At 41.5% G+C, this 25,132-nt stretch carries 14 protein-coding genes; 10 read left to right on the top strand and 4 right to left on the bottom strand.

Annotated features, from left to right (window positions below):
• Positions 1–331: 331 nt before the first annotated feature.
• From AB1A65_RS05520 to AB1A65_RS05530, 3 genes are all read right to left on the bottom strand, one after another.
• Positions 332–3,547 carry a VCBS repeat-containing protein gene (locus AB1A65_RS05520; protein ID WP_366586489.1) on the bottom strand — a complete coding sequence of 1,072 codons (3,216 nt, stop codon included), beginning with the start codon at positions 3,545–3,547 and terminating at the stop codon, positions 332–334.
• Positions 3,548–3,832: 285 nt separating this feature from the next.
• Positions 3,833–5,752 carry a RagB/SusD family nutrient uptake outer membrane protein gene (locus AB1A65_RS05525; protein WP_366587076.1) on the bottom strand — a complete coding sequence of 640 codons (1,920 nt, stop codon included), beginning with the start codon at positions 5,750–5,752 and terminating at the stop codon, positions 3,833–3,835.
• 9 nt (positions 5,753–5,761) lie between these two features.
• Positions 5,762–8,824 carry a TonB-dependent receptor gene (locus tag AB1A65_RS05530; RefSeq protein ID WP_366586491.1) on the bottom strand — a complete coding sequence of 1,021 codons (3,063 nt, stop codon included), beginning with the start codon at positions 8,822–8,824 and terminating at the stop codon, positions 5,762–5,764.
• A 350-nt stretch (positions 8,825–9,174) separates the two neighbouring features.
• Here AB1A65_RS05530 and AB1A65_RS05535 point away from each other — a divergent pair, with 350 nt between their 5' ends.
• The 4 genes from AB1A65_RS05535 to AB1A65_RS05550 all read left to right on the top strand — a co-directional run bounded on the left by AB1A65_RS05535 (position 9,175) and on the right by AB1A65_RS05550 (position 13,605).
• Positions 9,175–10,329: a glycoside hydrolase family 43 protein gene (locus AB1A65_RS05535; RefSeq protein ID WP_366586493.1), complete on the top strand. Its 1,155-nt coding sequence runs from the start codon at positions 9,175–9,177 to the stop codon at positions 10,327–10,329.
• Positions 10,330–10,559: 230 nt separating this feature from the next.
• On the top strand, positions 10,560–11,768 hold the full coding sequence (locus AB1A65_RS05540) for a DUF5690 family protein (RefSeq protein WP_366586496.1): 1,209 nt from the start codon (positions 10,560–10,562) through the stop codon (positions 11,766–11,768).
• Positions 11,758–12,915: a TIGR03364 family FAD-dependent oxidoreductase gene (locus tag AB1A65_RS05545; RefSeq protein WP_366586498.1), complete on the top strand. Its 1,158-nt coding sequence runs from the start codon at positions 11,758–11,760 to the stop codon at positions 12,913–12,915. The genes AB1A65_RS05540 and AB1A65_RS05545 overlap by 11 nt, the downstream gene beginning before the upstream one ends.
• Positions 12,916–12,921: 6 nt before the next feature.
• Positions 12,922–13,605, top strand: a complete 684-nt coding sequence (locus AB1A65_RS05550) for a phosphonatase-like hydrolase (RefSeq protein WP_366586500.1) — start codon at positions 12,922–12,924, stop codon at positions 13,603–13,605.
• A 1-nt stretch (position 13,606) separates the two neighbouring features.
• On the opposite strand, the gene AB1A65_RS05555 is transcribed toward AB1A65_RS05550, so the two are convergent.
• Complete coding sequence (locus AB1A65_RS05555; protein ID WP_366586502.1) at positions 13,607–14,173, bottom strand: XRE family transcriptional regulator; 567 nt, start codon at positions 14,171–14,173, stop codon at positions 13,607–13,609.
• Between the two features lie 280 nt (positions 14,174–14,453).
• On the opposite strand from AB1A65_RS05555, the gene AB1A65_RS05560 reads away from it, so the two are divergent.
• The 6 genes from AB1A65_RS05560 to AB1A65_RS05585 are packed head-to-tail and all read left to right on the top strand — an operon-like array spanning position 14,454 to position 25,128.
• The gene (locus AB1A65_RS05560) at positions 14,454–17,732 is read left to right on the top strand and encodes a SusC/RagA family TonB-linked outer membrane protein (RefSeq protein WP_366586504.1); all 3,279 of its coding nucleotides are present in this window, start codon (positions 14,454–14,456) and stop codon (positions 17,730–17,732) included.
• 39 nt (positions 17,733–17,771) lie between these two features.
• Complete coding sequence (locus tag AB1A65_RS05565; RefSeq protein WP_366586507.1) at positions 17,772–19,235, top strand: SusD/RagB family nutrient-binding outer membrane lipoprotein; 1,464 nt, start codon at positions 17,772–17,774, stop codon at positions 19,233–19,235.
• Positions 19,236–19,275: 40 nt separating this feature from the next.
• On the top strand, positions 19,276–20,913 hold the full coding sequence (locus AB1A65_RS05570) for an alkaline phosphatase family protein (RefSeq protein ID WP_366586509.1): 1,638 nt from the start codon (positions 19,276–19,278) through the stop codon (positions 20,911–20,913).
• A 33-nt stretch (positions 20,914–20,946) separates the two neighbouring features.
• Positions 20,947–22,191, top strand: coding sequence for a hypothetical protein (locus AB1A65_RS05575; protein ID WP_366586513.1), 1,245 nt, complete (start codon positions 20,947–20,949; stop codon positions 22,189–22,191).
• Positions 22,169–23,539, top strand: coding sequence for an aspartate aminotransferase family protein (locus tag AB1A65_RS05580; RefSeq protein ID WP_366586516.1), 1,371 nt, complete (start codon positions 22,169–22,171; stop codon positions 23,537–23,539). Before AB1A65_RS05575 ends, AB1A65_RS05580 begins: the two co-directional genes overlap by 23 nt.
• Positions 23,539–25,128: a fibronectin type III domain-containing protein gene (locus tag AB1A65_RS05585; protein WP_366586519.1), complete on the top strand. Its 1,590-nt coding sequence runs from the start codon at positions 23,539–23,541 to the stop codon at positions 25,126–25,128. The genes AB1A65_RS05580 and AB1A65_RS05585 overlap by 1 nt, the downstream gene beginning before the upstream one ends.
• The last annotated feature ends 4 nt before the right edge of the window (positions 25,129–25,132 follow it).

Here is a 25,132-nt window from a genome sequence, read left to right on the forward strand (position 1 = left end):
TGTGGGTTTATACACGATTTGATAAAAACCAAGAATCCATACGAATGCCCTAAAGAAGCATTTGAATTAATATTTGGCCATGTTGAGAAGTTTTAAATTAGCATACTTGTTTTGTCGGTTTATAGCAAAAAAGCATCACTAAAAATCTCAATATGGTAAATATACACAATAAACATTATGATGCAATCGATTGCGTAGAATTTTTCATAAAATAATTCGTTTTTTTTAAGCCATCCACTTTTTTCAAGAATTTACTGCTGCAACCAATGCGTATTTTGATATATTTTAAGTCTTGTTCAAAAAATCATTGCAGTCATAATAACCATTCATACTAGTTTAATTTAAAGATGGTCAACGGACGATCATTGTTGGCTATGATGATGTAAGGCTCATTTTTAATATTGACCAGCTGCATTTTTTTGGCATTTAAATCGTTGTAAAAATCAATGTCTTTGTAGGGCTTAAAACCACCTTTGGAATTACCTAGCAACACATAGCCAATATTGGCATCGTAACGCACGGTTTCCACTTCAGTTTCATGAATTGCACCAGAGCCAATCACATCCATATGTCCATCACGGTTGACATCGGCAAATACAAAGGATAGAGTGGGTCCTAATTGAGCATAATTGGGGAGATGTTTTATCTGGAGATTTCCTTTTCCCTTGTTTTCCAGATAGATGGATTCGAATTCGGTTACTTGTTTGTGGTAGGATGCTTCCAATACCTTGCTTCCATAAATATCCTGCAAAGTGGAATTGGCAAATTCCTTATAGGATTGAATCTTTTCGCTCACAAAAGGGTTCTGTTGTGTTGAGCACTCCTTACCTCTGACCGGTACTAATTGGCCTTGGTAATCTTTGCTGAGGAACATGTCATAATTATTGTCGTCTCCCAAGTTGGTACCATAAACATGAAGCGGTTTTTCAGGTGATGGATGAAACTTGTTGTTCCCGCCCAAATTCCCAAAGAAATAGTCCAGATCTCCATCTTGATCAAAGTCAATTTCGGAAATGGTGTTCCACCAGCCGCTTATTTTCTCAAATCCGCTTAGTTCCGTTTTCGAGAAAACTCCATTGGAATTGCTGAAAACTGCAATTGGCATCCACTCGCCGGCCACCAACAAATCTTTGTCCCCGTCTTGGTCGTAATCGGAGAATAAAATGTCATTGATGATGCCCGTATTTTTGAATTTTGGAGCAACCGATTCCGTAACATCAACAAAATGGGAACCTGTATTCTCCAAAACATAGGATGCAGACGGTAGAGGATATTTACCTGGAATTACGGTACCCCCTATAAATAAATCCAAATCCCCATCAGCATCATAATCAAAAGACTGAATGGCTTTGGTGTTGGAAACCATCCTTGGTAAACGGGAAGATTTGGTAAAATTTCCATTTCCGTCGTTGAGATACAATCTATCTTGAAGCAGCGGGTCGCTCTCATCCAGTTCATAGCCTCCACTGGCTACATAAAGATCTAAATCCTGATCATTATCCGCATCAAAGAAATGCGCTCCAACATCTTCATAAATCTTGTCCGCTTCAAAAACAGGTGAATTAAATCGATCAAAACCTCCATTTGAATTTTGGAAATAAATTTCAGCAGCTTGGTTTAATGCTCCTCCTAAAAACAGGTCCTCTAATCCATCGCTGTTTACATCTGAAACAGCAAAAGCAGGTCCGGGTTGCGATTGTTTCTGGGGTAGTAATACCTGCTTTGAAAAATCATTGAAGTCATTTTCTTGATGCCGAAATGCAATACCCAATGCCTCTGGGTTTATCCGCTTAAAGTTATTTGAAAATGCATATTGGGATTCATCTTTTTTAGGTTTTGAATCTTTTTGGTTGAAGCTCAGGGTTTGATTTGCAACTACATTTTCATCTACAGACATGCGCCCATCGCCCCATATTATCTCAACCCTTTTGATATTGGTTTCATCTCCAATTCCAAAATTCAAAGTAGGTGAAACAGAGGATTGGTATCCTCTGGACAAAAACAGTTCTTGATATTGCGAGGACTTGTCCGTAATTATTTTGACCTTGGTTCCAATAGCATTTCTATTACGTTCAGTTCCAATCAATTTTATGGATAGAAAGTTATTGGTGGCGTTGTTTCGGTAAATACTGGCTTCGTCATCAAGGTTGTTCAGGATCAAATCCAAGTCTCCATCATTATCCAAATCTGCATACGCAGCCCCATTGGAATTTAGGGTTTGTCCAAAACCCCAGGTTGAGGATGCTTTGATAAAGGCTAGATCACCATCGTTTTTAAAGGCATAATTCTGTAACTTTTCCGATGGCATTCTGTCCAAAACCTGCTGAATGGACATGTCTTTGATCATCTCTTGTTGGTTGTCCAAGAAATTCCCAAAATCTTGGTTGGCAATCTCCCGTTTTATACCATTGGTAATGAAAATATCTTTGAGGCCATCACAATCAAAATCGGCAAGTAGGGGACCCCAGCTCCAATCTGTTTTTGAAACTCCGGACAATTGGGCAATGTCGCTGTAATACCCATTTCCGTTGTTCAAGTTGAGTACATTGGACATGTAAGGAAAATGATACCCGGAATTAACAATGTACCAAAACCCACTGGTATTCATACTGGGCATGTTTTGCTTGCCTCTGCTATGGTCTTCGGCGGACATGTCCAAGACCATTAAATCTGGTAACATATCATTGTTGATATCAGCAATATCAGACCCCATGCTACTGTACGAAATATGCTTTAACCGCTGGTTTATTTGATTTGAAAATGTACCGTTCTTGTTGTTGATATAGAGTTTGTCCGGAGTGATGAAATCGTTGGCTACAAACACATCCAACCAGCCATCATTATTATAATCTCCTATGGCGGCGCTTAGACTGAATTCCTTGTTCATTAGGCCGCTGTTGATGGTGACATCGGTAAATTTAGTACCATCATTTCTGTAGAGATGATCTGAAGTTTGGGGATAAAACTCTTTATCGTTCAAAATGGCTTCAAGGTTTATGGAATTGAGAAAATCTACTCTGTGATTGATGAGATACATGTCCAGATCCCCATCTTTATCATAGTCAAAAAAGTAAGATTGTGTGGAAAATCCGTCATCATCCAGCCCCCACTTTTCGGCTTCTTCCTTGAAAGTCCCGTCCTTTTGATTTACAAAAAGTTTGTTCCTACGGAGTAGATTGTTGGTCAACGAGGCGGATTTGCACACATAAATATCCATCCAACCATCATTATTGATATCAATCATTGCGGCCCCGGTGCTCCATCCTTCGGCATCGGTAACGTTGGCTTTATCGGTAACATCTTCAAACCTTAAACCGCCCTTATTTAGATATAGTTTATTGGAGTGTTGATTGGACGTAAAATAGATATCGTCAAGACCATCATTATTGACATCGCCAATAGCAACCCCTCCGCCATTGTATGTGTAGTAATAGTTTAGGACATTAAAATCTGCCGTTTCTGATATTGTATTTTTAAAATGGACGTTAGTTTGTTCATTCTTCAGAAGCGTGAAAAGTGTTTCACCCGTGGCCTGCTTTGTTTTCACCTCTTTGTTTGAATCACAGGAGGATAAAACCACGAGGCATAAAACGACTGTTAATACGCTATTGGTGCTCTTCATTTGAACCGTAATAATAATCAGTAATTAATATAATGAATTGGGCAGAAAGATGTCTCATTTTGGAGGTTTGAAAACCTTATTTCTTAGGCATTTGTCCTACTGCTTCATCCATTGATAATCAAAAAAGGCTGCCCATGCAGACAGCCCCTTTCTTAACGCAACTAATAACTAACTCAAATTAATTATCTAACAATTACTAAACTTACCGTTTTAATATCCAGGGTTTTGATAGGCATCTTTTTCGGCGTCTGTAAAATCCAAATCATCCAACTGGCTTTGCGGTATAGGTCTTAAATAGTGATAAGGCTCTATGGTTCTGTTAGTTGTTGTGGGAGTATGATCCGTTGCCGCATTACCTGCAATTTCATAAGAAGCTGCGTATTCCCCCCATTTTTGGGTACGGACCAAGTCATACCATCGATATCCCTCACCAAAGTATTCTCTAGACCGCTCCGCCAATATATAGTCAATATCAATGGTTGCTGGAGTTGCTGCGGTCAAAGCAGCACTATTGTCTTCAATACGTTCTTGCTGTTCACCATTATCAAAACGCCACATACCAGCTCTTGCTCTTAAAACATTTACCAAATCCCTCGCCGAATAAGCACCTGAAGCGCCCTTAACAGCGGCTTCAGCGGCCAATAGGTAGAATTCTGAAAATTTGGCAATAGGGAAGGGTCGTGTCAATCCTGCATTGGGTTGGCCTAAACCGCCATCGTTGTCCGTGCGATAAGTTCCCAGTTTCCAAAGACCTGGATAGAACCTTCTATTGATTTCATTTAGATTGATGACATAATCAGATCTACCGGGTATTACACCTCCGCCGATACCTCCGCCGTCTACGCTATAATCCACCGTTGGGTCAAACTCATCCAAAAATGAGACTACAGCATCACCCGGCTCAATTTCGAGCCCATTCGCGGCCGTAAGGCTTGGTGTAGGGTCACCAGCTTTATCCCAGTTGCCTCTATAACTAGTTACAAAAGTGCCATCATAACGCGAGTCGATATCTTTATCGGTAAAGGTTTCGGTGAGTGCACCGATAGTGGGTGCCATACGTGTCCATGGGCGACCATAACTTTGGCCCGCCTCGCGTTGTACTGCGGCGACGCCATCAACGCTGATGGTGGTGTAATTGGAAGTGACCATCCAAACGGCTGTATTGGTATCGTCCGTGTTACCAAAACCGTTAATAGGTGCTCCGTTGGCAATCGCACTACCTTCGGTCCGGTCCGAATATAGCATCATCTCTTCATGTCTATCGTTTGCACCGTCATGAACATCATAAAAATAGTCCAACAATCGGTAAGGTCCTGGATTTTCAATACCCGCCACTGCTTGGTTATAGGCCTGTTGAAAATAAAAGGAAGGACCATTGCCATCTGGATCTGTTCTTGATGCCTCTGGATAGGTAGGAATACCATTGGGATTTTCCAACCACCAGCCATAGGTCAAATATGCCTTAGCCAAATACAAACGGGCTACGTTTTTAGTTACTGCACCTGTCAATCGAGGATTTTCAGGCAAATCGTCTACGGCAGCCTGCAAATCGGGGATGATTGCCCGTGTATACACTTCAGGAACGGTGTTACGAACTGATGTTCTAACAGCCGATTGATTAAATGCCAATTCTCCTGATCCCAAATCCAAGGGTACCCCTCCATAGGTCTGTACTAGAAGAAAGTAGTAAAAGGCCCTGAAAAATCGAGCTTCAGCAATCAATGAATCATCCAGACCAACCGCACTAGCATTTTCAATAATTCCGTTTGCCGTATTGATAGCAGGAAAACTAGCACCCCAAGGCCTTCCAACGGAAAAGCCTGAATTGGAATTCAAATTTCCTTCGCCCGCAAGATCTAAATCGAAAAAGTTGTTGTCTGCACTTTGAGCAGCACAATACTCATCTGTACCTGTTTCCGCTAAATTTAGAAAATAAGCGAACCCATAGATGTCTCTCATGGTTTCATATAAAAATGTCAAACCACCTTGAACACCCAGTTCTGTTGAGAAAAACTCAGGGGTAAGAACCCCCCTTGGCTCCTCTTGTATAATGTCTTTTGTACAGGATCCTATTAACAGTGAAATTGATAGGATTGCCGTTGATAAAACTTTATTTTTCATCTTTCTCATCATGATTTTTTAAAATGTTACGTTTAATCCTAAGATAAAATTTCGTGTAGTTGGGGCGTTGGCTCCAACCGTTGGGATACCATCAGAGATATTACCGGTGTCAACAGCCACGTTCTGTCGTTGCCCTTGTGCATTTACTCCAGAGTTGGTTTCTGGGTCTAAGCCAGATTCATCATGAAATGGTGAAAACAGCACAAAAGGATTCTGTACGGTGGCATAAAGACGAAGATTTTGTAATCCAGAATCCTGAATCCATCGTTGATCAAAATTATAGCCTAAGGTAATGGCCCGGAATTTTAAATAGGAGCCATCAAAATACCCCAACGTACTTGCGTATTTTTGATTGTCCCCACTTTGGATCCCTCCTGGAGCAGGATATTTGGCATCGGTATTGGTGGGTGTCCAATAATCTACAGCGACATTGTTTCCCCGACCTGTTAATAAGTTAAGGTAACCAGCTGACGAATATAGGGTGCTTACAAGCGTACCCCCGCTTTGGAAAGCACCAACCACGGTTAAATCCAAATTCTTGTATGCAAGGCGAGTGTTAAAGCCACCCAAGAAATCGGGTTGTGGATCTTGTACAATTCGATCATCAGGGTTTACTTCCCTAACCGGCGAACCATCTTCGTTGAACTCTCCAGTATAACGAACCCTGATCATACCTTCGTTACCTCCAGGTTCAAATTGATCTAAGTATTCAAAACCGGGATCAGACTGGTTCCATAGACCAAGTCTTTCGTAATCAAAGATGACATTGATTGGAGAACCCACAAACCAAAGGTTTCCTTCATCCCTAAGTACTCCTGATGCCAAGGCTGTAATTTCGTTTCTATTGCGATATGCATTAATTCCTAAATCCCAGGAAAAACCATCTGGATTATCGAAAATAGTGGCGTTAAGTGCAATTTCAATACCTCTGTTTTCTGTATCACCAATGTTTCTTGTTGTAAAGCCTACACCTGAAGACTCAGGGAGCCCAACACCTAACAATATATCCTTGGTTTTGGTAATATAGTACTCCACACTACCGGAAATACGATTGTCGAACAATCCAAAATCCAAACCGTAATTAAAGGTTTCCGAAAATTCCCAACCTAAATCTGGAGCCGGTAGTTGATTTACAAAAGCACCGGTGGTATAGGTGTCGCCAAAATTGTAATTGACCAAGCTTAACGCACCTTGAACAGAATAAGGCGCAATAGCCTGATTTGACGTTTCACCATAACCAGCACGCAGCTTAAACTGGTTTAGCCAATCCACACCATCCATAAAGGCTTCATTGGCCACATTCCATCCTAAGGATACCGCAGGATAAGTAACCCACTTACGACCTGGAGCCAAACGGGAGGAACCGTCTGAACGTACTGTTGCGGTGAGCAGATACCGGTTGTCATATTGATACAAAACTCTTGCCATGTACGATAATAAACCAGTTTCGGAAAATCCGGTACCGTAGCGTGTGAGATCTTCTGCAAGTATTACATCATCATCCAATTGGTACCATAATGAAGCTTCGTTGGGAATATTTTGGGCAGCATATCCGACGTTGTCAAATTGGGTCTTTTGAGAAGAGAAAAGTCCAACAAAATTGACTTGATGCTTGCCGAATGTCTTATCGTACAACAGTTGATTTTCAATAACATAGTCTCGTGTGAAAGAGGCATCATAACTTGCTGATGACGGATTGGTGGGATTAAAGTTAAATACACCTTGCCCAGTAAAATTACCATCCCTGGATGCACGATAATTCAAACCTAGATTTAAGCGGTATTTCAACCCATCAATCCCTGGTATGTTTACTTCCCCGTAAATGTTGTTATAGGTTCCAAAGTCGAGTTGTTCGTTAGCGCGACCCTTACCTATTCGTCTAATTTCATCTCTAGTGGGATACCAGCGATCGTCAGCTTGGGTTTGAAGACGAACGGACTCAAGATAGTCGCCATTTTCATCAAATGGACTTAGCAAGGGCGATGCATCCAATGAAGGCCCCACAATCCCACTGGTTTTACTGAAATTGGTCACCGAGTTTACACCAAAACGGAGCCAGTCACCAACATTTTGGTCAACTTGCACCCGCAATGAATATCTATCAAAAGAATCGCCAGGCAATACAGATGTTTCCTTAAAATAACCTAAACCAATGTTATAGGTACCATTTTCCGTACCTCCCTGTATACCAATGTCATGCGCAGTTTGTAATCCGCTTCCGTATAAAAGATCTTGCCAGTCGGTATCATTGCCCAAGTATTCATCACCTCCTAAACCAAAAATGGGAACACCGCCGTTGTTTGCCGCTACATCAGCGCGCAATTGCAAAAGCTGGGCCGCGTTCATCATTGGAAATTTGGCAAATACTTCCTTGGTTGCATAATAGGTATTATAGCTAATAGTTGTTTTTTGTCCTTTGGTGCCTGATTTTGTTGTTATTAGGATAACACCATTCGCACCTCTAGACCCATAGATAGCCGTAGCGGAAGCATCTTTCAATATGTCCAGACTTTCAATGTCATTTGGGTTGATATCGTTGAGGCCTCCAGAAAATGGTATTCCGTTGAGAACAACTAGAGGATTATTATCTGCTGAGAGAGAACGCACACCACGAATACGAATTTGTGGTGCAGCTCCTGGGCGAGTGTTGGTAGTTTGAATTTGTACACCGGCAGCCCTACCTTGTAGCGCCTGTTGAAAGTTGGCGCTTTGAACCTCATTCAAATTGTCACCTTTTATGGAGACCACAGAACCCGTTACAGATTCTTTGTTTTGGGTACCATAACCAATTACCACTACTTCAGATAATTGCTGGGTATCTTCTGCCATTTGAATGCTAATGTTTGTTCTTCCGTTGATCGCAATCGTTTGAGTAACGAATCCAAGGTACCGAAACTCTAATGTGGCATTGGAAGCCGCCTCGATCACGTAGTTTCCGTCAAAGTCGGTTGTTGTTCCATTTGTTGTGTTCTGCACAATAATGCTTGCCCCAGGAATAGGTGCACCAGACTCATCTGCCACGGTACCTGAAACCGTAATAGTGTTCTGTGCTAAAGCAGTGGTGCAAAAAACAAATAACAAAAGGCTTGTTAGGTACAAATGCAAAGGTGACGACCACTTGCTATTTGTAAAAACAAATAATGATTGTTTAGTCATGTTACTAAGTTTTGATTTTGTTCAGTTAATTAATTCAATTATGGCAAAAAAGGGCGCATAATATTTAGAATGTGATAAATATACATAATATATCGATTCACGCAATCGGTTGCGTTAATTTTTTTGTCTTTCCGTATTAAAATTATTTGTTTACAATAATATTTTAATGATAAACACTTGAAAAACAGATTGATATCATTTTGATGTTTTTAAGGCAAACGATTGTTATTTGAGAAGAATGCTTATTTTTAGCAAATTAACTTTTCCTTTGTCTTATGAAAAACACATTTTTAGCACGTAAAAATTATCTAACTAAGGGTATTGCCCCTTCTTTTTTATTATCCATATTGGTTTTGGCTGCATTTAGCTGCAAGCGCCAAAAGCAATCATCTGGTGACCAAAAAAACGAAATCGATAGCGCACGTGTTGTCGATACCATCGGAACGGTTCCTGATACAGTGTATACCTTAACTTCAGAATTGTATACTGCGGATCCGTCCGCACATGTTTTTGATGGCAAACTCTATGTTTATCCATCCCATGATTATGAGTCTGGAATTCCTGAAGACGATTTGGGAAGTCATTTTAACATGGAAGACTATCACGTCTTTTCCATGGATAGTGTTGGAGGAGAGGTTACCGATCATGGATTGGCACTCCATATTAAGGATGTTCCATGGGCAGGAAGGCAAATGTGGGCCCCTGATGCTGCCCAGAAGGGCGATGAGTATTTTCTTTATTTTCCCGTGAAGGATAAAGAAGACGTTTTTCATATCGGTGTAGCCAAAAGTGAAAACCCTGGAGGCCCATTTAAAGCCGTGGACCGACCTATTGAGGGAAGTTATAGTATGGACCCCTCTGTCTTTAAAGATACCGATGGTAAATACTATATGTACTTTGGAGGTATTTGGGGTGGTCAACTCCAAAGGTGGAGAAACAATGAATACCATGGAGAAGATACTTACCCAGCAGATGATGCTCCAGCACTGATGCCAAAGGTGGCACTAATGGCGGATGACATGGTCAGCTTTGCTGAAGAACCTAAAGATGTCACCATTTTGGATGAAAATGGAGATCCAATTACCACCGGGGATCACGATCGCAGATTTTTTGAAGCTGCATGGGTTCACCGCTATAACGAAAAATATTATCTCTCCTATTCTACAGGAGATACACATAAAATAGTATATGCAACCAGTGATAATCCTTATGGCCCCTTTACCTACCAAGGTGTGATTCTGGATCCCGTTTTGGGTTGGACCAACCATCATTCCATAGTAGAGTATCAGGGAAAATGGTGGTTGTTCTTCCATGATAGCTCAATGTCTGGAGGAAAAACACACCTGCGGAGTGTAAAAATGACCGAACTTTCCTATGAACCAGATGGAACAATCAAGCGTATCAATGCCTTGGCTGAACCCAATCAATAGGAAATAAATGACATCTAAATTTTACGAGTATGCCCTCAGCTGAGGGCATATTTTTTTGCTAACAATTATTTAATCTAAAAGGCATAGGTAATTTCTTATAAATTTGAGTAATTTGAAAAATTAATTTAGTATTTGTAAACATTTCGTTTATCTGGTCTATGTCCAAAAAGCAGTCTAATTTAGTTTTTATCCTCCACGCATCCTTAGCTGCTTTTGGCACTTACTTTTGCATGTATGCTTTTCGAAAACCATTTACTGTGGCCACTTTTGAAGGGTTGGATTATTTTGGGGTAGATTATAAAATCTTGCTTATCATCGCTCAAGTCTTGGGATATGCGCTTTCAAAATTTATTGGAATCAAGGTAATTTCTGAATTAAAACCCAACCGAAGGCTGCTTCTTCTGATTTCCTTGATTCTACTGGCTGAAGCGGCCCTGTTTTTCTTTGCTTGGGTGTCTGCTCCGTACAATATTGTGTTCATGTTTTTGAATGGTATTCCATTGGGGATGATCTGGGGAATAGTCTTCTCTTATATTGAGGGTAGAAGATTTACAGACATATTAGGGGTGGCCCTTTGTGCTAGCTTTATCGTGTCCAGCGGTGTAGTTAAATCAGTGGGACTCTATGTGATGAACTATTGGGGTGTAACCGAGCTTTGGATGCCATCGGTTACCGGAGCTTTGTTTATAGCGCCACTGTTGGTCTCATCATTCTTATTACAAAAAGTGCCCCCACCTACAGATACCGATAAAGTGTTGAGAACGGAACGCGTACCAATGACCAATACCGATAGAAAACAGCTCATCAAAAAGTTCTTTTTCCCGTTACTTTTAGTGGTGATTTTCTACACTTTTCTAACCGCTTTTAGGGATTTCAGGGACAACTTTGCGCGGGAACTTTGGGACAGTATCGGTTATCAGGGGGACATTGCGGTGTTTTCGACCTCGGAAATCATCATAGCTATCAGTGTTTTACTGATTATTGGTTCCATATTTTACATTAAGAATAATCTAAGGGCGCTTTTAACCTACCACTTGCTTTTAATTTTGGGAACCGTGGTCATGGGCCTTTCCACTTTAATGTTCCAAATAGGGATGTTGGACTCCTTTCTTTGGATGGTCTGCACAGGTTTTGGACTGTACATTTGCTATGTTCCGTTCAACTGTCTTTTCTTTGACCGATTCATTGCAGCTTTTAAAATAAAAGGGAATTCAGGATTCCTCATTTATATTGCCGACGCGTTCGGATATGTGGGCAGTGTATTGGTTTTGCTATATAAAAACTTTGGCCAGGCCAATCTTTCTTGGCTCAATTTTTTCGTCTACGGCACCTATGCCGTGGCGTTGATAGGAATTGTTGTCTCCGTGGTCTTGTTCTTTCATTTTTGGGCAAGGCACAAATCTGAAAATCGTAACGAGCTGTTCAACTATGGACAATAAATTTGATGCCATCATAGTAGGTGGGGGTATTTTAGGGACTTTTCATGCCTTACATGCGCTTGAACTGGGTCTAAAGGTTTGCTTGGTGGAAAAGAACGCCTTCCCTCAAGGGGCCACAACCCAAAATTTTGGACAAGTGGTACCTTCTGGAATGAATTCAAAATGGCAGAGGCTCGGAAGAAAAAGTTTGCAGATTTACAAAGATATTCAGTCCAAGTTTGATATCAGTGTCCGTCAAAATGGAACCGTGTATTTGGCTTCCGATGAAGAGGAAGAACGATTGCTGGTTGAGCTAAGGGCCGTTAACAATAACAATGACTACCAATCCAAAATGCTTACCAAAAATGAGTGTTTGGAGCGGTATCCCGGTCTACGGAAAGACTATGTTACAGCAGGCTTGTTTTTCCCGGAAGAGGTCACCGTTGAGCCCCGTACCATGATTCATCGGCTTCAAGAATATTTGGTGCAGGAAAAAGGACTTGTAATGAAGATTAATTTCCCGGTTATCTCATGTGAAAGAAAAGCAGATCAGGTTGAGATACGGAGTGCCAAGGCAGAAATGCTTCAGGCTAGCAAGGTGGTCATCTGCAATGGGAGCGATTTTAAAACGCTTTATCCGGCATTATTTGCCAATAGCGATTTAGAAGTTTCCAAGTTGCAGATGATGCAGACCAAACCCCAAGAAAATTATACCTTGAAGGGGTCAATCCTTACCGGATGGTCCATTAGAAGATATGAGGCATTTCAGGAATGTCCTTCCTATACCGAAATCAAAAAAAATGAACCACAAGACAGTCTCCAAAAGAAATGGGGTGTTCATATTTTGTTCAAACAGGCGGCGGATGGGTCGGTCATTTTAGGGGATTCGCACCAATATGCCGATGTAAACAGTATAGAGGAGTTGGGTTATGACCTGGACATGGATATTGATACTTTTATGGTGGAGGAGGCAAAAAAAATTATACAACTTCCCACGTATCAGATTCAACGCAGATGGTACGGAATGTACTCCCAGTGCAAGACCAGTGATATTTTCAAAAAGACGATAGATGAGGATATTCATATTGTAACCGGAATTGGCGGTAAGGGAATGACTGGGAGCGCAGGATTTTCAAAAAAGAACATAGCTACAATTTTTAATAGATAAATAAAGATGAAAGACATAAAACTTGCAGTTTTTGATATGGCAGGCACCACCGTAAATGAAGATAATGTGGTGTACAAAACGGTAAGGGCGGCATTGGCCAAGGCAGGAGTTGAGGTTTCATTGGAAACTGTACTTGAACTTGGAGCTGGTAAGGAAAAATACAAGGCCATTGCTGATATTTTGGAGGAAACCAAAGACCAGCGGACCGTTGAAATTAATGCCAAAACGGTGCATGCTGATTTTAAAGAAATGCTGAAAGAAGCCTATACCAATTTGGAGGTAACTTCTTATGATGGTGTTGAAGAACTTTTTAAAGAAATGCATTCGCATGGGGTAAAGGTGGTGTTGAATACCGGATATGACTCTAAAACGGCACAATCGCTATTGGATAAACTGGGATGGAAAGTAGGTGAGCAGATTGATGGCCTAGTTACTGCAGATGATGTGGAAATCGGAAGGCCTTCATCAGAAATGATTGATAAGGCCATGAAGCTTTTCAATATTACCGACCCTGAGGAGGTATTGAAAGCAGGTGATTCCCAGATAGACATTGAGGAAGGGAAAAATGCCAAATGTGGTATTACCGTTGGAGTGTTGACCGGGGCACAGACTCGCGAACAACTGGAAAAAGCCAACCCAACCCTTATCCTCAGTAACTTAGATTCGCTGTTGGGGATTCTTTATTCTTGATTTAGATAAAGAAATAAACAACCAACATTTTAGAAGGCACTTTTCCCTTGTTGATGGGAACATGGGGAATCCTTCCATCAAAAAATATGGAATCCCCTTCTTTTAGCAGTACTTCTTGGTCGCCAATTTCATAATAGCATTCTCCAATGAGAATGTATTTAAACTCAAAAGCATCTGTGACCACCTTATCCCTTTTTGAGTTGGGAAGGACTTCCAACAAGACACTTTCAAAACCTACAGAGTTTAACTGTTTCCCAAAGATGTAATTGTAGGTAAAGCCAATGGCTTCGTCTTCCTTTTCAATAACGGTTTGGTCATCTTTGCGGGAGACCAAAAAATTATATCCGTTTACTTTGGGCATACCATCAAAAAAATCGATCATCTCGGTATCCAAGGCCCCTACAATTTTTAGAAAAACGGGCAAGGAGGGAATTGTTCTGCCATTTTCAATCCGGGAAATTAGCCCAGCGGTCACACCAGCTTGGATGGCAACATCACTAATGGTTTTCTTATTGTTCTTTCGTATATCCTTGATTCGTTTGCCAATACCTATTAAATAGTCTTCCATGCTTTTGTTGGTTCTTGATTTTTAGTATTTATAATATTTTTTCAACTTTCTTCAATATGATAAAATCCTTAACCAGTTGTTAAACAATGAGATATTAAAGGATTCATTCAATGCAAGATAGTATAAAAATTGAATATTTGTAAATAATGTTTAGGTAACATATTACGAATTCTTTTAACCTTTCCATATCATTTTTTTAATCTGTATAAAGGCATGCCTTAACGGTCTTGTTGGATATTTGTTGATAAATAATTAACCAAATTTTACAAATATTCAACAAATGAAAAAATCAATCGTAGCATTTTTACTTGCCTTTTCCGTAAGTATTATTGGCTATTCCCAAACCACGTTTTCGGGAACTGTATTGGATGAGAACAGCGTGCCTTTGCCTGGTGCATCGGTTGTTGTAAAAGGTAGCACCAACGGGGTGGCTACAGATTTTGACGGAATCTTTGAAATTCAACTTTCGCAGGAAAGCGAAGTTTTAGTGATTTCGTACATTGGGTACATTTCCCAAGAGTTTACTACTGCGGGACAAACCAATGCTACCATTATACTGCAACCCGATTCACAACTATTGGATGAGGTGGTAGTTACGGCATTGAACATTACCAGAGATGAAAAAACTTTAGGGTATGCCGTTGAAAAGGTAAGTGGGGATGAGGTGTCCCAATCTACCAGTACAAACTTTGTGAGCACACTGTCGGGTAGAGCGGCCGGTGTACAGGTGGTAACCAATGGAACGGGCCCGGGCCAATCTTCATCTGTGGTGATTAGGGGATATAGCTCCATGCAAGGAGACAATCAGCCTCTATTTGTGGTCGACGGTATTCCAATCAATAACTCCACAGACACCCGAACCAACACACTAGGCGGAGCAAGCAACATGAACCTGGATTATGGAAACGGTGCAGCTGAGGTTAACCCAGATGACATTGAATCTGTATCTGTTCTAAAAGGTGCAAACGCAACAGCACTCTACGGCTCACGAGCGGCCAACGGTGCGGTGATCATTACGACCAAATCTGGACGATCCAGAAAAGGGATGGGCATCTCGGTCAACTCCAAAATGACCTTTGAGAGTATGCTAAAAGGCCCTGAATACCAGAGAGTGTACGGACAAGGTAAAAACTTTGACTTTCAATTTGTAGATGGATACGGTAATGGAACCTTTGATGGGGTTGATGAATCTTGGGGTCCTTTAATGGATGGAACCCTTAGGGCTCAGCATGACTCCCCAACAGCTAATGGACTTCGCGGGGGTGACGTACACGGATTGGATTTTATTTTGGGTTCTTCGGGTGTTGATTTATCCCGCAGAGGTGCAATCACCCCAACCCCATTTGTGGATCCAGGAGATCCAGTTGAAAATTTTGTCCGGACCGGAAGAACATTAACCAATAACATTTCATTTTATGGAGGAAATGAAAAAGGGAACTACCGCGTAAGTTATACCAATTTGGATAATGAAGGTATTCTTCCCAACACCGATATTAGAAGGAATACATTCTCACTTTCTGGAACGTATGATCTTACGGATAGACTTACAATAAACTCCAAAGTAAACTACATCAGAACAGATTCTGATAACCGTCACGTGAATGGTTACGGAACAGAATCGGTAATGTACTTATTTATCTGGTGGGGGCAACAAGTGGATGTGACTGGACTCAGAAACTACTGGCAAGATGGTCTTGAAGGTTTCCAACAGTTCAACTACAACTACAACTACCATGACAACCCTTACTTTACCATGTATGAAAATACAAATGGTTTGGCCAAGGATAGAATTATCGGAAACCTTTCTGCGACCTATAAACTATCGGACAACTTTAAGTTCATGGTTAGAGGTGGTCGTGATTTCTTCTCGGAATATCGTTTCATTAAAAGGGCCTATTCAACACAAAGATTCCCCAATGGCCAGTACAGAGAGGATAAAATCAATTTCCATGAGACCAACTTGGATTTCTTACTGAGCTATGACCAAAAGATAGGTGAAGATTTCAGCGTAAATGCCAATTTTGGTGGAAACCGAATGGTGCAGAAAAATCATTTCAATGCATTGATGGCCAATAAGCTGTTGTTGCCTGGAATTTATTCGTTCACCAATGCGGATGGCCCTTTGGTACAAACGGTATCAAGGCCAGAAAAACAAATCAATTCGCTTTATGGATTTGCCCAATTGGGTTGGAAAGAGCAGGTGTTTTTAGATTTGACTGCTAGAAATGACTGGTCTTCAACATTACCCAAAGAAAACAACTCTTATTTCTACCCATCTGCTTCTTTGAGTATGCTGTTGACAGATATGTTTGATATCAATAGCGACGCTCTTTCCTTTGCTAAACTAAGGGCAGGCTGGGCACAGGTTGGTAACGATACCAATCCGTATGGGTTGAATAACTTTTTTGCTTTGGGAACTCCTGTTGGAAGCAATCCAACGGCCTCACCTTCCAACAATTTGGCCAATGCCGATCTAAAACCGGAAATTCAGACTTCTTGGGAAGTAGGAACAGATTTGAGATTGTTCAACAATAAAATAGGAATCGATTTTACCTACTACAACACCATCTCCAAAAACCAAATTTTGGATATTGATTTGGCAACCACTTCTGGTAAGACTTCCAGAACCATCAATGCGGGTAAAATAAAAAACTACGGGGTTGAATTGATGTTGGATGCCACTCCCGTTAGCACCGATAATTTTTCGTGGAACACCATGTTCAATTTTGGTCTCAACAGAAATGAGATTTTGGAATTGGCCGATGGGGTGGACAGATACTCCTATGGTGGAAATGGAATCACCTTGATTGCTGAAGAAGGCGGTTCCTTAGGAGATATGTGGGGAACTGGTTTGGTAACTGTTCAGGATGAAAATAGCCCGTATTTTGGCGAGGTTGTTTTCAACGAAGGCTTGGTTCAGCAAGACAATACTCTTAGAAAATTGGGGAATTTCAACCCAGATTTCACCTTGGGATGGAATAATACCATTACCTACAAAAACTTCTCTTTGAACTTCTTGTTTGATTGGAGACAGGGTGGTGAGTTGTTGTCCAGAACCCGATTGATAGCTGCTACATCCGGTAACGTGGTGGAAACCTTATGGGGACGTTCACCAGAATTTGGTGGAGCCCACCCAGGCATCCTTGATTCTGGTTTGGACTATGGCGGTACCCATTCAGATGGTGTAATTGGAGATGGGGTAAGACAATTGGCCGATGGCAGTTATGTCCCCAACGATGTTATTGTTCCCGCAAATGCTTACCACAATAATCGCTATAGAAGAGATAATGAGACAGAGGGTATCTACGATGCCACTTTCATTAAACTTCGCGAAGCAAAATTGACCTACGCACTTCCAAGAAAAGTGGTGGATAAAATGGGAGTTCAGGATTTTAGTTTCTCTTTAATCGGGACCAACCTTTGGTTGTGGGCCAAAGATTTTAACCATGGTGACCCAGAACTATTGTCCTTTGGGGGAGGCTCCTATGTTCCCGGTGTTGAAAATGCAACCGTGCCTACCACAAGAAGTATAGGGATGGCAGTTAGTCTAAGACTGTAATCCAAAGTCGAATCAACGAACGTGATAACAAACAGAAAAATGAAAAAACAAATCATAATCATTGGAATCATGATCATGGGTCTCATAAGCTCATGTGACAAATTTGATGTTTCAAATGAGAACCCTGATGTGGCTTTGAGCATCAGTAAAAACCCAGAGCTATTATTGACCAATTTCCAGAGAAACTCCATTAGAAGGGCCGTTGGTGATTCTTGGAGTGAAGGCAACTTGATGGGGCAATATGGAGCCCGTATCGTTTTTACCTCTTTTGATTTGTTCGACTGGGGCGATCAAAGCGGAACTTGGACAACCTATTATTTGGCCATCCGTGATGCCAAAGAGTTGGAGAAAATAGCCATTGAAAACGAACTACCCAGTTATGAGGCCATCTCGGTGATCATGCAAACTTGGATGTTCAGCATATTAACAGATATGTACGGGGACATTCCTTATAGCGAAGTGAACCAAGCAGTGGATGAAGAACCCAACTACACCCCTATTTATGACACCCAACAAGCCATTTATGCGGATATGCTGGCACAATTGGAGCGCGCTAATACCATTCTATCCGGTTCAGACCTTGGTTTGATCAAGGGGGACTTGGTATTTGATGGAGATTTGGCTATGTGGAGAAAGTTTGCCAACTCATTGCGACTTCGCATTGCATTGCGATTGAGCGAGGTCGATGCCTCTACATCTCAATCTGTGATTGCAGGAATCTTTAATAATCCAAGCAGCAATCCTGTAATGGAATCCAATGCGGATAATGCGGTATTACAGTTTTTGGGTGCCAATCCAGATGCCCATCCCATAACCGAAGAATCTGTGTATCGCGTGGGATCTTACAACGAATACAGAATTTCCGAGCACTTCGTGCAATTGTTGGAAAGTTTTGATGATCCACGTTTGGATTTTTTTGCTGACCCAACTGCAAATTCGGTAGAAAACGGGACTCCTGCTATTGAAGGAATGCAAAACGGTATTGTAGATGGACCTGCCTATGAGTACAAAGGAGGAGATGCATTTTTGTCTAAGTTCAATATTGATTATTTCTATTTTCAGCCCAACAGTAACCAAGCCCGCTTAATGCAATATTCCGAAGTAGCTTTCATTTTTGCCGAAGCCGCACAAAGAGGGTGGATTACGGCCAATGCCCAAGAGTATTATGAAATGGGTATAGAGGCCAATTTTGAGTATTGGGATGTGGAACTTCCTGCAGATTATCTTGCCAGAACGGAAGTAGCCTTTGATAATTCTTTGGAAACTATCATAAAGCAAAAATATGTAGCTCTTTTCTATACCGATTATCAAGGGTTTATTGAATTCAAGAGGACAGGGTTCCCTAATACAATTGCACCCGGGCCAGATGCTTTTTACGATGATTACCCAAGCAGATTTGAGTATCCCAGTGAAGAGGAATCATTGAACAGTGCCAACTACAATGAAGCCGTACAACGTATAGGTGGAGATCAAATTACCACTAAAGTTTGGTGGGAAAACTAAACCAATGTCATCTAAAAGTAGAGTAATAAAAACAATGATCATGACCATGGGAATTTTATTCCTGTGGTCTTGTGTTTCCAAAAAAGCAGACACAATTACCGGTATAAATCATATCGTGGTTGTAGGTGTGGATGGAATGAGTCCTAACGGGATTCAAAACGCAAATACCCCAATGTTGGATTCCATGATACAAAACGGTGCGGCTACCATGCATGCCCGAGCCGTGCTACCCTCGAGTTCCAGTCCCAATTGGGCCAGTATGATCATGGGGGTGGATACAGAACAACATGGAGTAACCTCTAACGGCTGGGAGAAGCACGACCACGAATTACCACCAGTGGTGGAGACTATAAATGGAACTTTTCCAACCATTTTCACTCTTTTTAAAGATCAGGAGTCCGAAGCCCATGTTGGAGCCATTTATGATTGGGATGGATTTGGTCGCTTATTTGAAAAAGACGATGTGGATTTTGATATTGATGGCGACCATGAGGATAATACCACCCTGGAAGCCGTAAATTACATTAAGGAACATACCCCAAAATTTACCTTTATCCACTTAGACCACGTTGATCATGCCGGCCATAGTATGGGTCATGGTAGTCCAGAATACTACAGATCGGTTGAAAAGGCGGATTCTTTGATTAAAGAAATCATTAATGCTACGAAAAAAGCAGGAATTTTTGAAAAGACCATGTTCATTGTTTCTGCCGATCATGGGGGGTTAGGGTATGGACATGGTGGTGAAAGTCTTGCAGAAATGGAAATCCCATTTATTCTATTTGGGGCCGGTATTAAAAAAGGATACAAGATTGAAGAGACAGTGTACCAATATGACAACTCCGCAACAGTGGCCTATGCCGCAGGATTGCAAACACCACAATCGTGGATAGGGAGACCCGTGAAAGGCGCCTTTATTGGTAATGAAAAACCTAACTTGATTTATAAGCGAAAGGAACAAATCACTGCACCCAAGATTCTTCCAGATGCAGGGTATTACGAACCCGCAGGTGGAGTTTTTAAAGCAGATTCTGTGGCAGTGGTCATGCAAAACCCAAATGGTTCTGGTGAGATTCGTTATATGTTTGGGACCGAAGAGCCCACTTTAGAAAACACCATTACCTATCAAGACACCTTCTATCTAAAAGAAACTTCAGTACTAAAAGCGGGTGTTTTTCAGAAAGAAGAATTAGTCAGTACTGTGGCTGAAGCTAACTTCAGAATAGTTCCCAAAACCAAGGATGACCCGGTTAAGTATCAGGTTTTTTATGGGGATAAAATGGAAAAACTCCCAGATTTTTCAACCTTAAAACCAATAAAGGAAGGATTTGTCACCGAATTTTCCCATAAACAAGCCATGACCGAAGATGTACAACAAGATCAGGTGGCCCTGGTAATGGAGAGCTACCTCGAAATAGTGGAAGGTGGGACCTACGGCTTTTTTACCAATAGTGATGATGGCAGTAAATTATATGTAGATGGAAAACTGGTAGTGGACAATGACGGTGACCATGGTGTTTTGGAACGCGGAGGAACTATGGATTTGACGCATGGGCGCCATTTGATTCGCGTTGAGTTTTTTAATGGGGGAGGAGGCTATCACTTAGATGTTAAGTACCAAGGAGCAACCATTCCCAAACAGATAATACCAGCTAATTTGCTGTACCGAGAAAGATAATACCCCATGTGCTGTAACCTCAAAAAAAGAAGTTTGTTTGCCTTTGCCCTGACCTTGATCGGAATAGGGGGGCATGGGCAACAACTTCCTGCTTGGGAACCTGGATTTTTAGATATTCATCATATCAACACCGGAAGGGGAGACGCCGCTTTTATGGTTTTTCCTGATGGCACAACTATGTTGGTGGATGCGGGAGATATGTCCGAAACACATCCGCGAACAACCTCAAGCCGAAATGCTAAATTGGTTCCCAATCGGTCAAAGACAGCTCCGGAATGGATTGTGGATTATATTGATCAATTCACTCCAAAAGGGCAAGAAAGGCGGTTGGACTATGCGTTGATTACCCACTACCATGATGATCATTTTGGGGAGATTGACTCGCTTCGAAAAATTGCTACGGGGGGCTATCAACTCACAGGAATCATGGAGGTTGGTACGTTAATACCCATCAAAAAATTACTAGATCGCGGTTTTGGGTTTCCCATCAACTTAAAAGATGCCCACGTGCAGTCTGAAGAACGATTTTCCAAGGATGCCTACGGCATGATTCCCACGCTGAAAGAATATTGGAAATTCATCGCTTTTCAATCCAAAACAATGGGATTGGAAAACGAAGCTTTAAAGGTGGGACGCAAGGACCAAATCGTGTTGAAGAACAATCCAAATCTATACCCTGGCTTTTTCGTCCAAAATGTTTTCTCCAACGGAATCATTTGGACAGGCGAAGGAAACAGCACGTATTCACTTTTCAAGAAAGGGGAATATCCGGGAGAGAACCCGTTGAGCAATGGAATCCGCATCGATTATGGAAACTTCAACTACTATACTGGTGGCGATATCTCTGGGATTGGATCCTACGGACAACCGGATATGGGTGCTATGGAATCTCATGTAGCACCTGTAATTGGACCTGTAGATGTGGCCACCCTTAACCACCATGGAAATCGTGATTCGCAGAATCCTTATTACGTCAGAACCATTAGGCCACGGGTTTGGATCCAGCAAAATTGGACGGCAGATCATCCAGGGGAAGAAGTGTTGCGAAGAATCACTTCAAAAACATTGTATCCAGGTGAACGGGATATTTTTTCAACCATTATGTTGCAAGGAGCCAAAGATGTGATCGGCGGAAGGTTGGATCAATACAAAAGTCAAGAAGGACATATTGTTGTTCGGGTATACAATGCCGGGAATACTTACGAAATTTATGTGTTGAACGATACATCCGAAGAACGCGAAATACGAGCAAAGCATGGACCATACAAAGCAAGATAAATACAAGGCAGAATATGTTGTAGAGGGGGACATAAACCTCACCTCGGCCAGAGGCCAATGGATTGAAGACGTTGGGGGTTGTACAAAAGAACTATTGGAAAAAGACGCCAAATACTTTATGCATCAATCCATGTCTACCCCATGTTTGGATGTATTGAAACATTGCAAAGGCTCTTACATTTTTAGCGTTTCTGGAAAAAAATATCTAGACTTTCACGGAAATAATGTTCACCAAATCGGATTCTCACATCCAAAATTGATTGGGAGGTTAACGGAGCAACTTCAACAGGGGTTGACTTTTTCCACGAGAAGGTACACCAATGAGGTGGCCATTCAGTTTGCTGAAAAACTAACTTCAGTGACTCCCAAAGGTTTAGATCGAATTTTACTCACCCCCAACGGTAGTTCTGCTATCGGAATAGCATTAAAATTGGCCCGGGCCGTAACCGGAAAGCACAAAGTGGTTTCTTTTTGGGATTCATTTCATGGAGCTTCGCTGGATGCCATTAGCGTGGGAGGAGAATCGGTGTTTCGAGAACATATGGGCCCCTTGATGTCCGGGGTTGAACGTATTCCACCTCCGATTACCTATCGCGGTATTTTTGAGGGAAATGAGGATAAAGCTCTGGAATATTTGGAATATGTGCTGAGTAAGGATAACCAGATTGGAGCTTTTTTGGCGGAGACGATTCGAAATACAGATGTACAGATTCCATCAAAAAAGTTTTGGAGAGGAGCGCGGGAGCTTTGCAGCAAACATGGAGTGCTCCTCATTTTGGATGAAATTCCCATCGCTTTTGGAAGAACTGGAAAAATGTTCGCTTTTGAAGAGTTCGGTATTGAGCCAGACATCCTTTGTTTGGGAAAGGGTCTTGGCGGAGGAATTATGCCCCAAGCGGCCATTGTAACGCGTGAAGAGTACAATGTGTTTGAACATATTTCTTTAGGGCATTACACCCATGAAAAAAGTCCGCTGGGAGCACTGGCCGGTTTAACCGTTTTGGAAGTGATTGAAGAAGAGAACTTGTTGGAAAAAGTGAAAGCCGATGAAGCCTACATGAAGGCAGCACTATACAAAATGCATAGAAAATATTCCCTGATTGGTGATGTGCGGGGTATCGGTCTTTTATGGGGGATAGAATTGGTTACGGACAGAACCACTAAGGAAAAAGCGGTGGCCGAAGCCGAGGAAATCATGTACGAATGCCTAAAACAAGGGTTGAGCTTTAAAGTTTCCAAAGGAAATGTATTGCAATTGTCACCCCCTTTGACCATTACGCGAGAAGAACTGGACAAGGCTTTGGAAATATTGAACGAAGCCTTCTTAAAAACAAATGCCATAGCATAATGAAGAAAATCAATCAACTTATTATCTGTTTGCTTGTTGGAATTTCGGGTTTGTTTGCCCAAAATGAACCCCAAATTTTGATACAACCTTATTTACAGGATGCAGAACCCAATTCCATTACCATTAAATGGGAAACCGATAGTGGAGAGGAAAGTATTGTGGAGTGGGGAAGCACGGAGAAATTGGGAAAAAAGACTGTGGGGATGGCTTATGACATCAATTTTTCAAACTCCAGAATCCATGAAGTGAAATTGACCGGACTAAAGCGCTTTACAGAATACTATTATCGGGTAAAAACGGGAAAGGCCACATCGGATATTTTTCAATTTAAAACCCCACCTTTTGCCAGTGATCAGGAGTCCTTTAACATGGTAGCCATGAGCGATATGCAATATGACAGCCAGCATCCGAATAAATTTTCGGAGGTGGTCAACCAAGGAGTTTTGCAATACCTACAGAAGGAATATGGGGGTAAATTGCCAGACAATTTGGCCATGGTGCTCATTCCAGGGGATTTGGTTGAAAATGGCAGTAAATATTATCAATGGAAGGAACATTTCTTCGACCCTGCACAAAAACTTTTTGCTGAGGTTCCGGTATATCCAGTTTTAGGCAACCACGAAAGGAACTCTATTTTCTATTTCAAATACTTTAGCCTTCCCGAAAATGGAACACCCGCTTATGCTGAGCATTTGTGGTATAAGGATTATGGCAACACAAGGGTAATTGGATTGAATTCGAATGATGGTTATCGCGATTTACGGGAACAATACCAGTGGTTGGAAAAGGTGTTGGAGGAAACGGCAAAAAATAAAGACATTGATTTTGTTTTTGCCCAATTGCACCATCCGCACAAATCTGAACTATGGATTCCCGGTGAAGAAGAATCAACCGGAAAAGTGGTAAAAATGTTGGAAGCATTCTCCACAGAAACAGGAAAGCCAAGTGTGCATTTTTTTGGACATACCCATGGGTATTCCAGAGGACAATCCAAAGATCATAAACATTTGTGGATCAATGTAGCTTCCGCTGGTGGCGCCATAGACAATTGGGGCGAGTTTGAAGGTAGGGATTATGATGAGTTTACCGTTACCCAGGACGAATACGGATTTGTGATGGTTGAAGTTGATGGAAACCGCAACGATCCCAAGTTCACCATTAAAAGAATCAGTCGTGGGAACGAAGAAAAGTTGCGGGAGAACGAACTTCGTGATAGCATCACCGTATGGAGATTGGAAAAGAAACCCGATGCCCCCAAAGCCATCAAGCCTATACATGACGCGAAAATAGCCTCAGAATTTACCCTATTGAAGGCAGGAGAGTTTTCAAGCTCGTTGAATGGGGCATTCCATGCGGCATCACATTGGCAGGTTTCGGAAAGTAGAGATTTTGAAAAATTGGCTTTGGATAGCTGGAAGCAATATGAAAACTGGTATTACAAGGAGAATCGTCAAAAAGATGATGACCTTACCGATGAAAAAACAAAACGCTTAAAACCTAATACCGCCTATTATTGGAGAGTACGCTACCGAGATCAAAATCTAAACTGGAGTGATTGGTCCGAAACCGCAGCATTTAAAACTGAATGAGAAA

It is taken from the genome of Allomuricauda sp. ANG21, from assembly GCF_040705235.1.
In the GTDB taxonomy this organism is placed as follows: domain Bacteria; phylum Bacteroidota; class Bacteroidia; order Flavobacteriales; family Flavobacteriaceae; genus Flagellimonas; species Flagellimonas marina.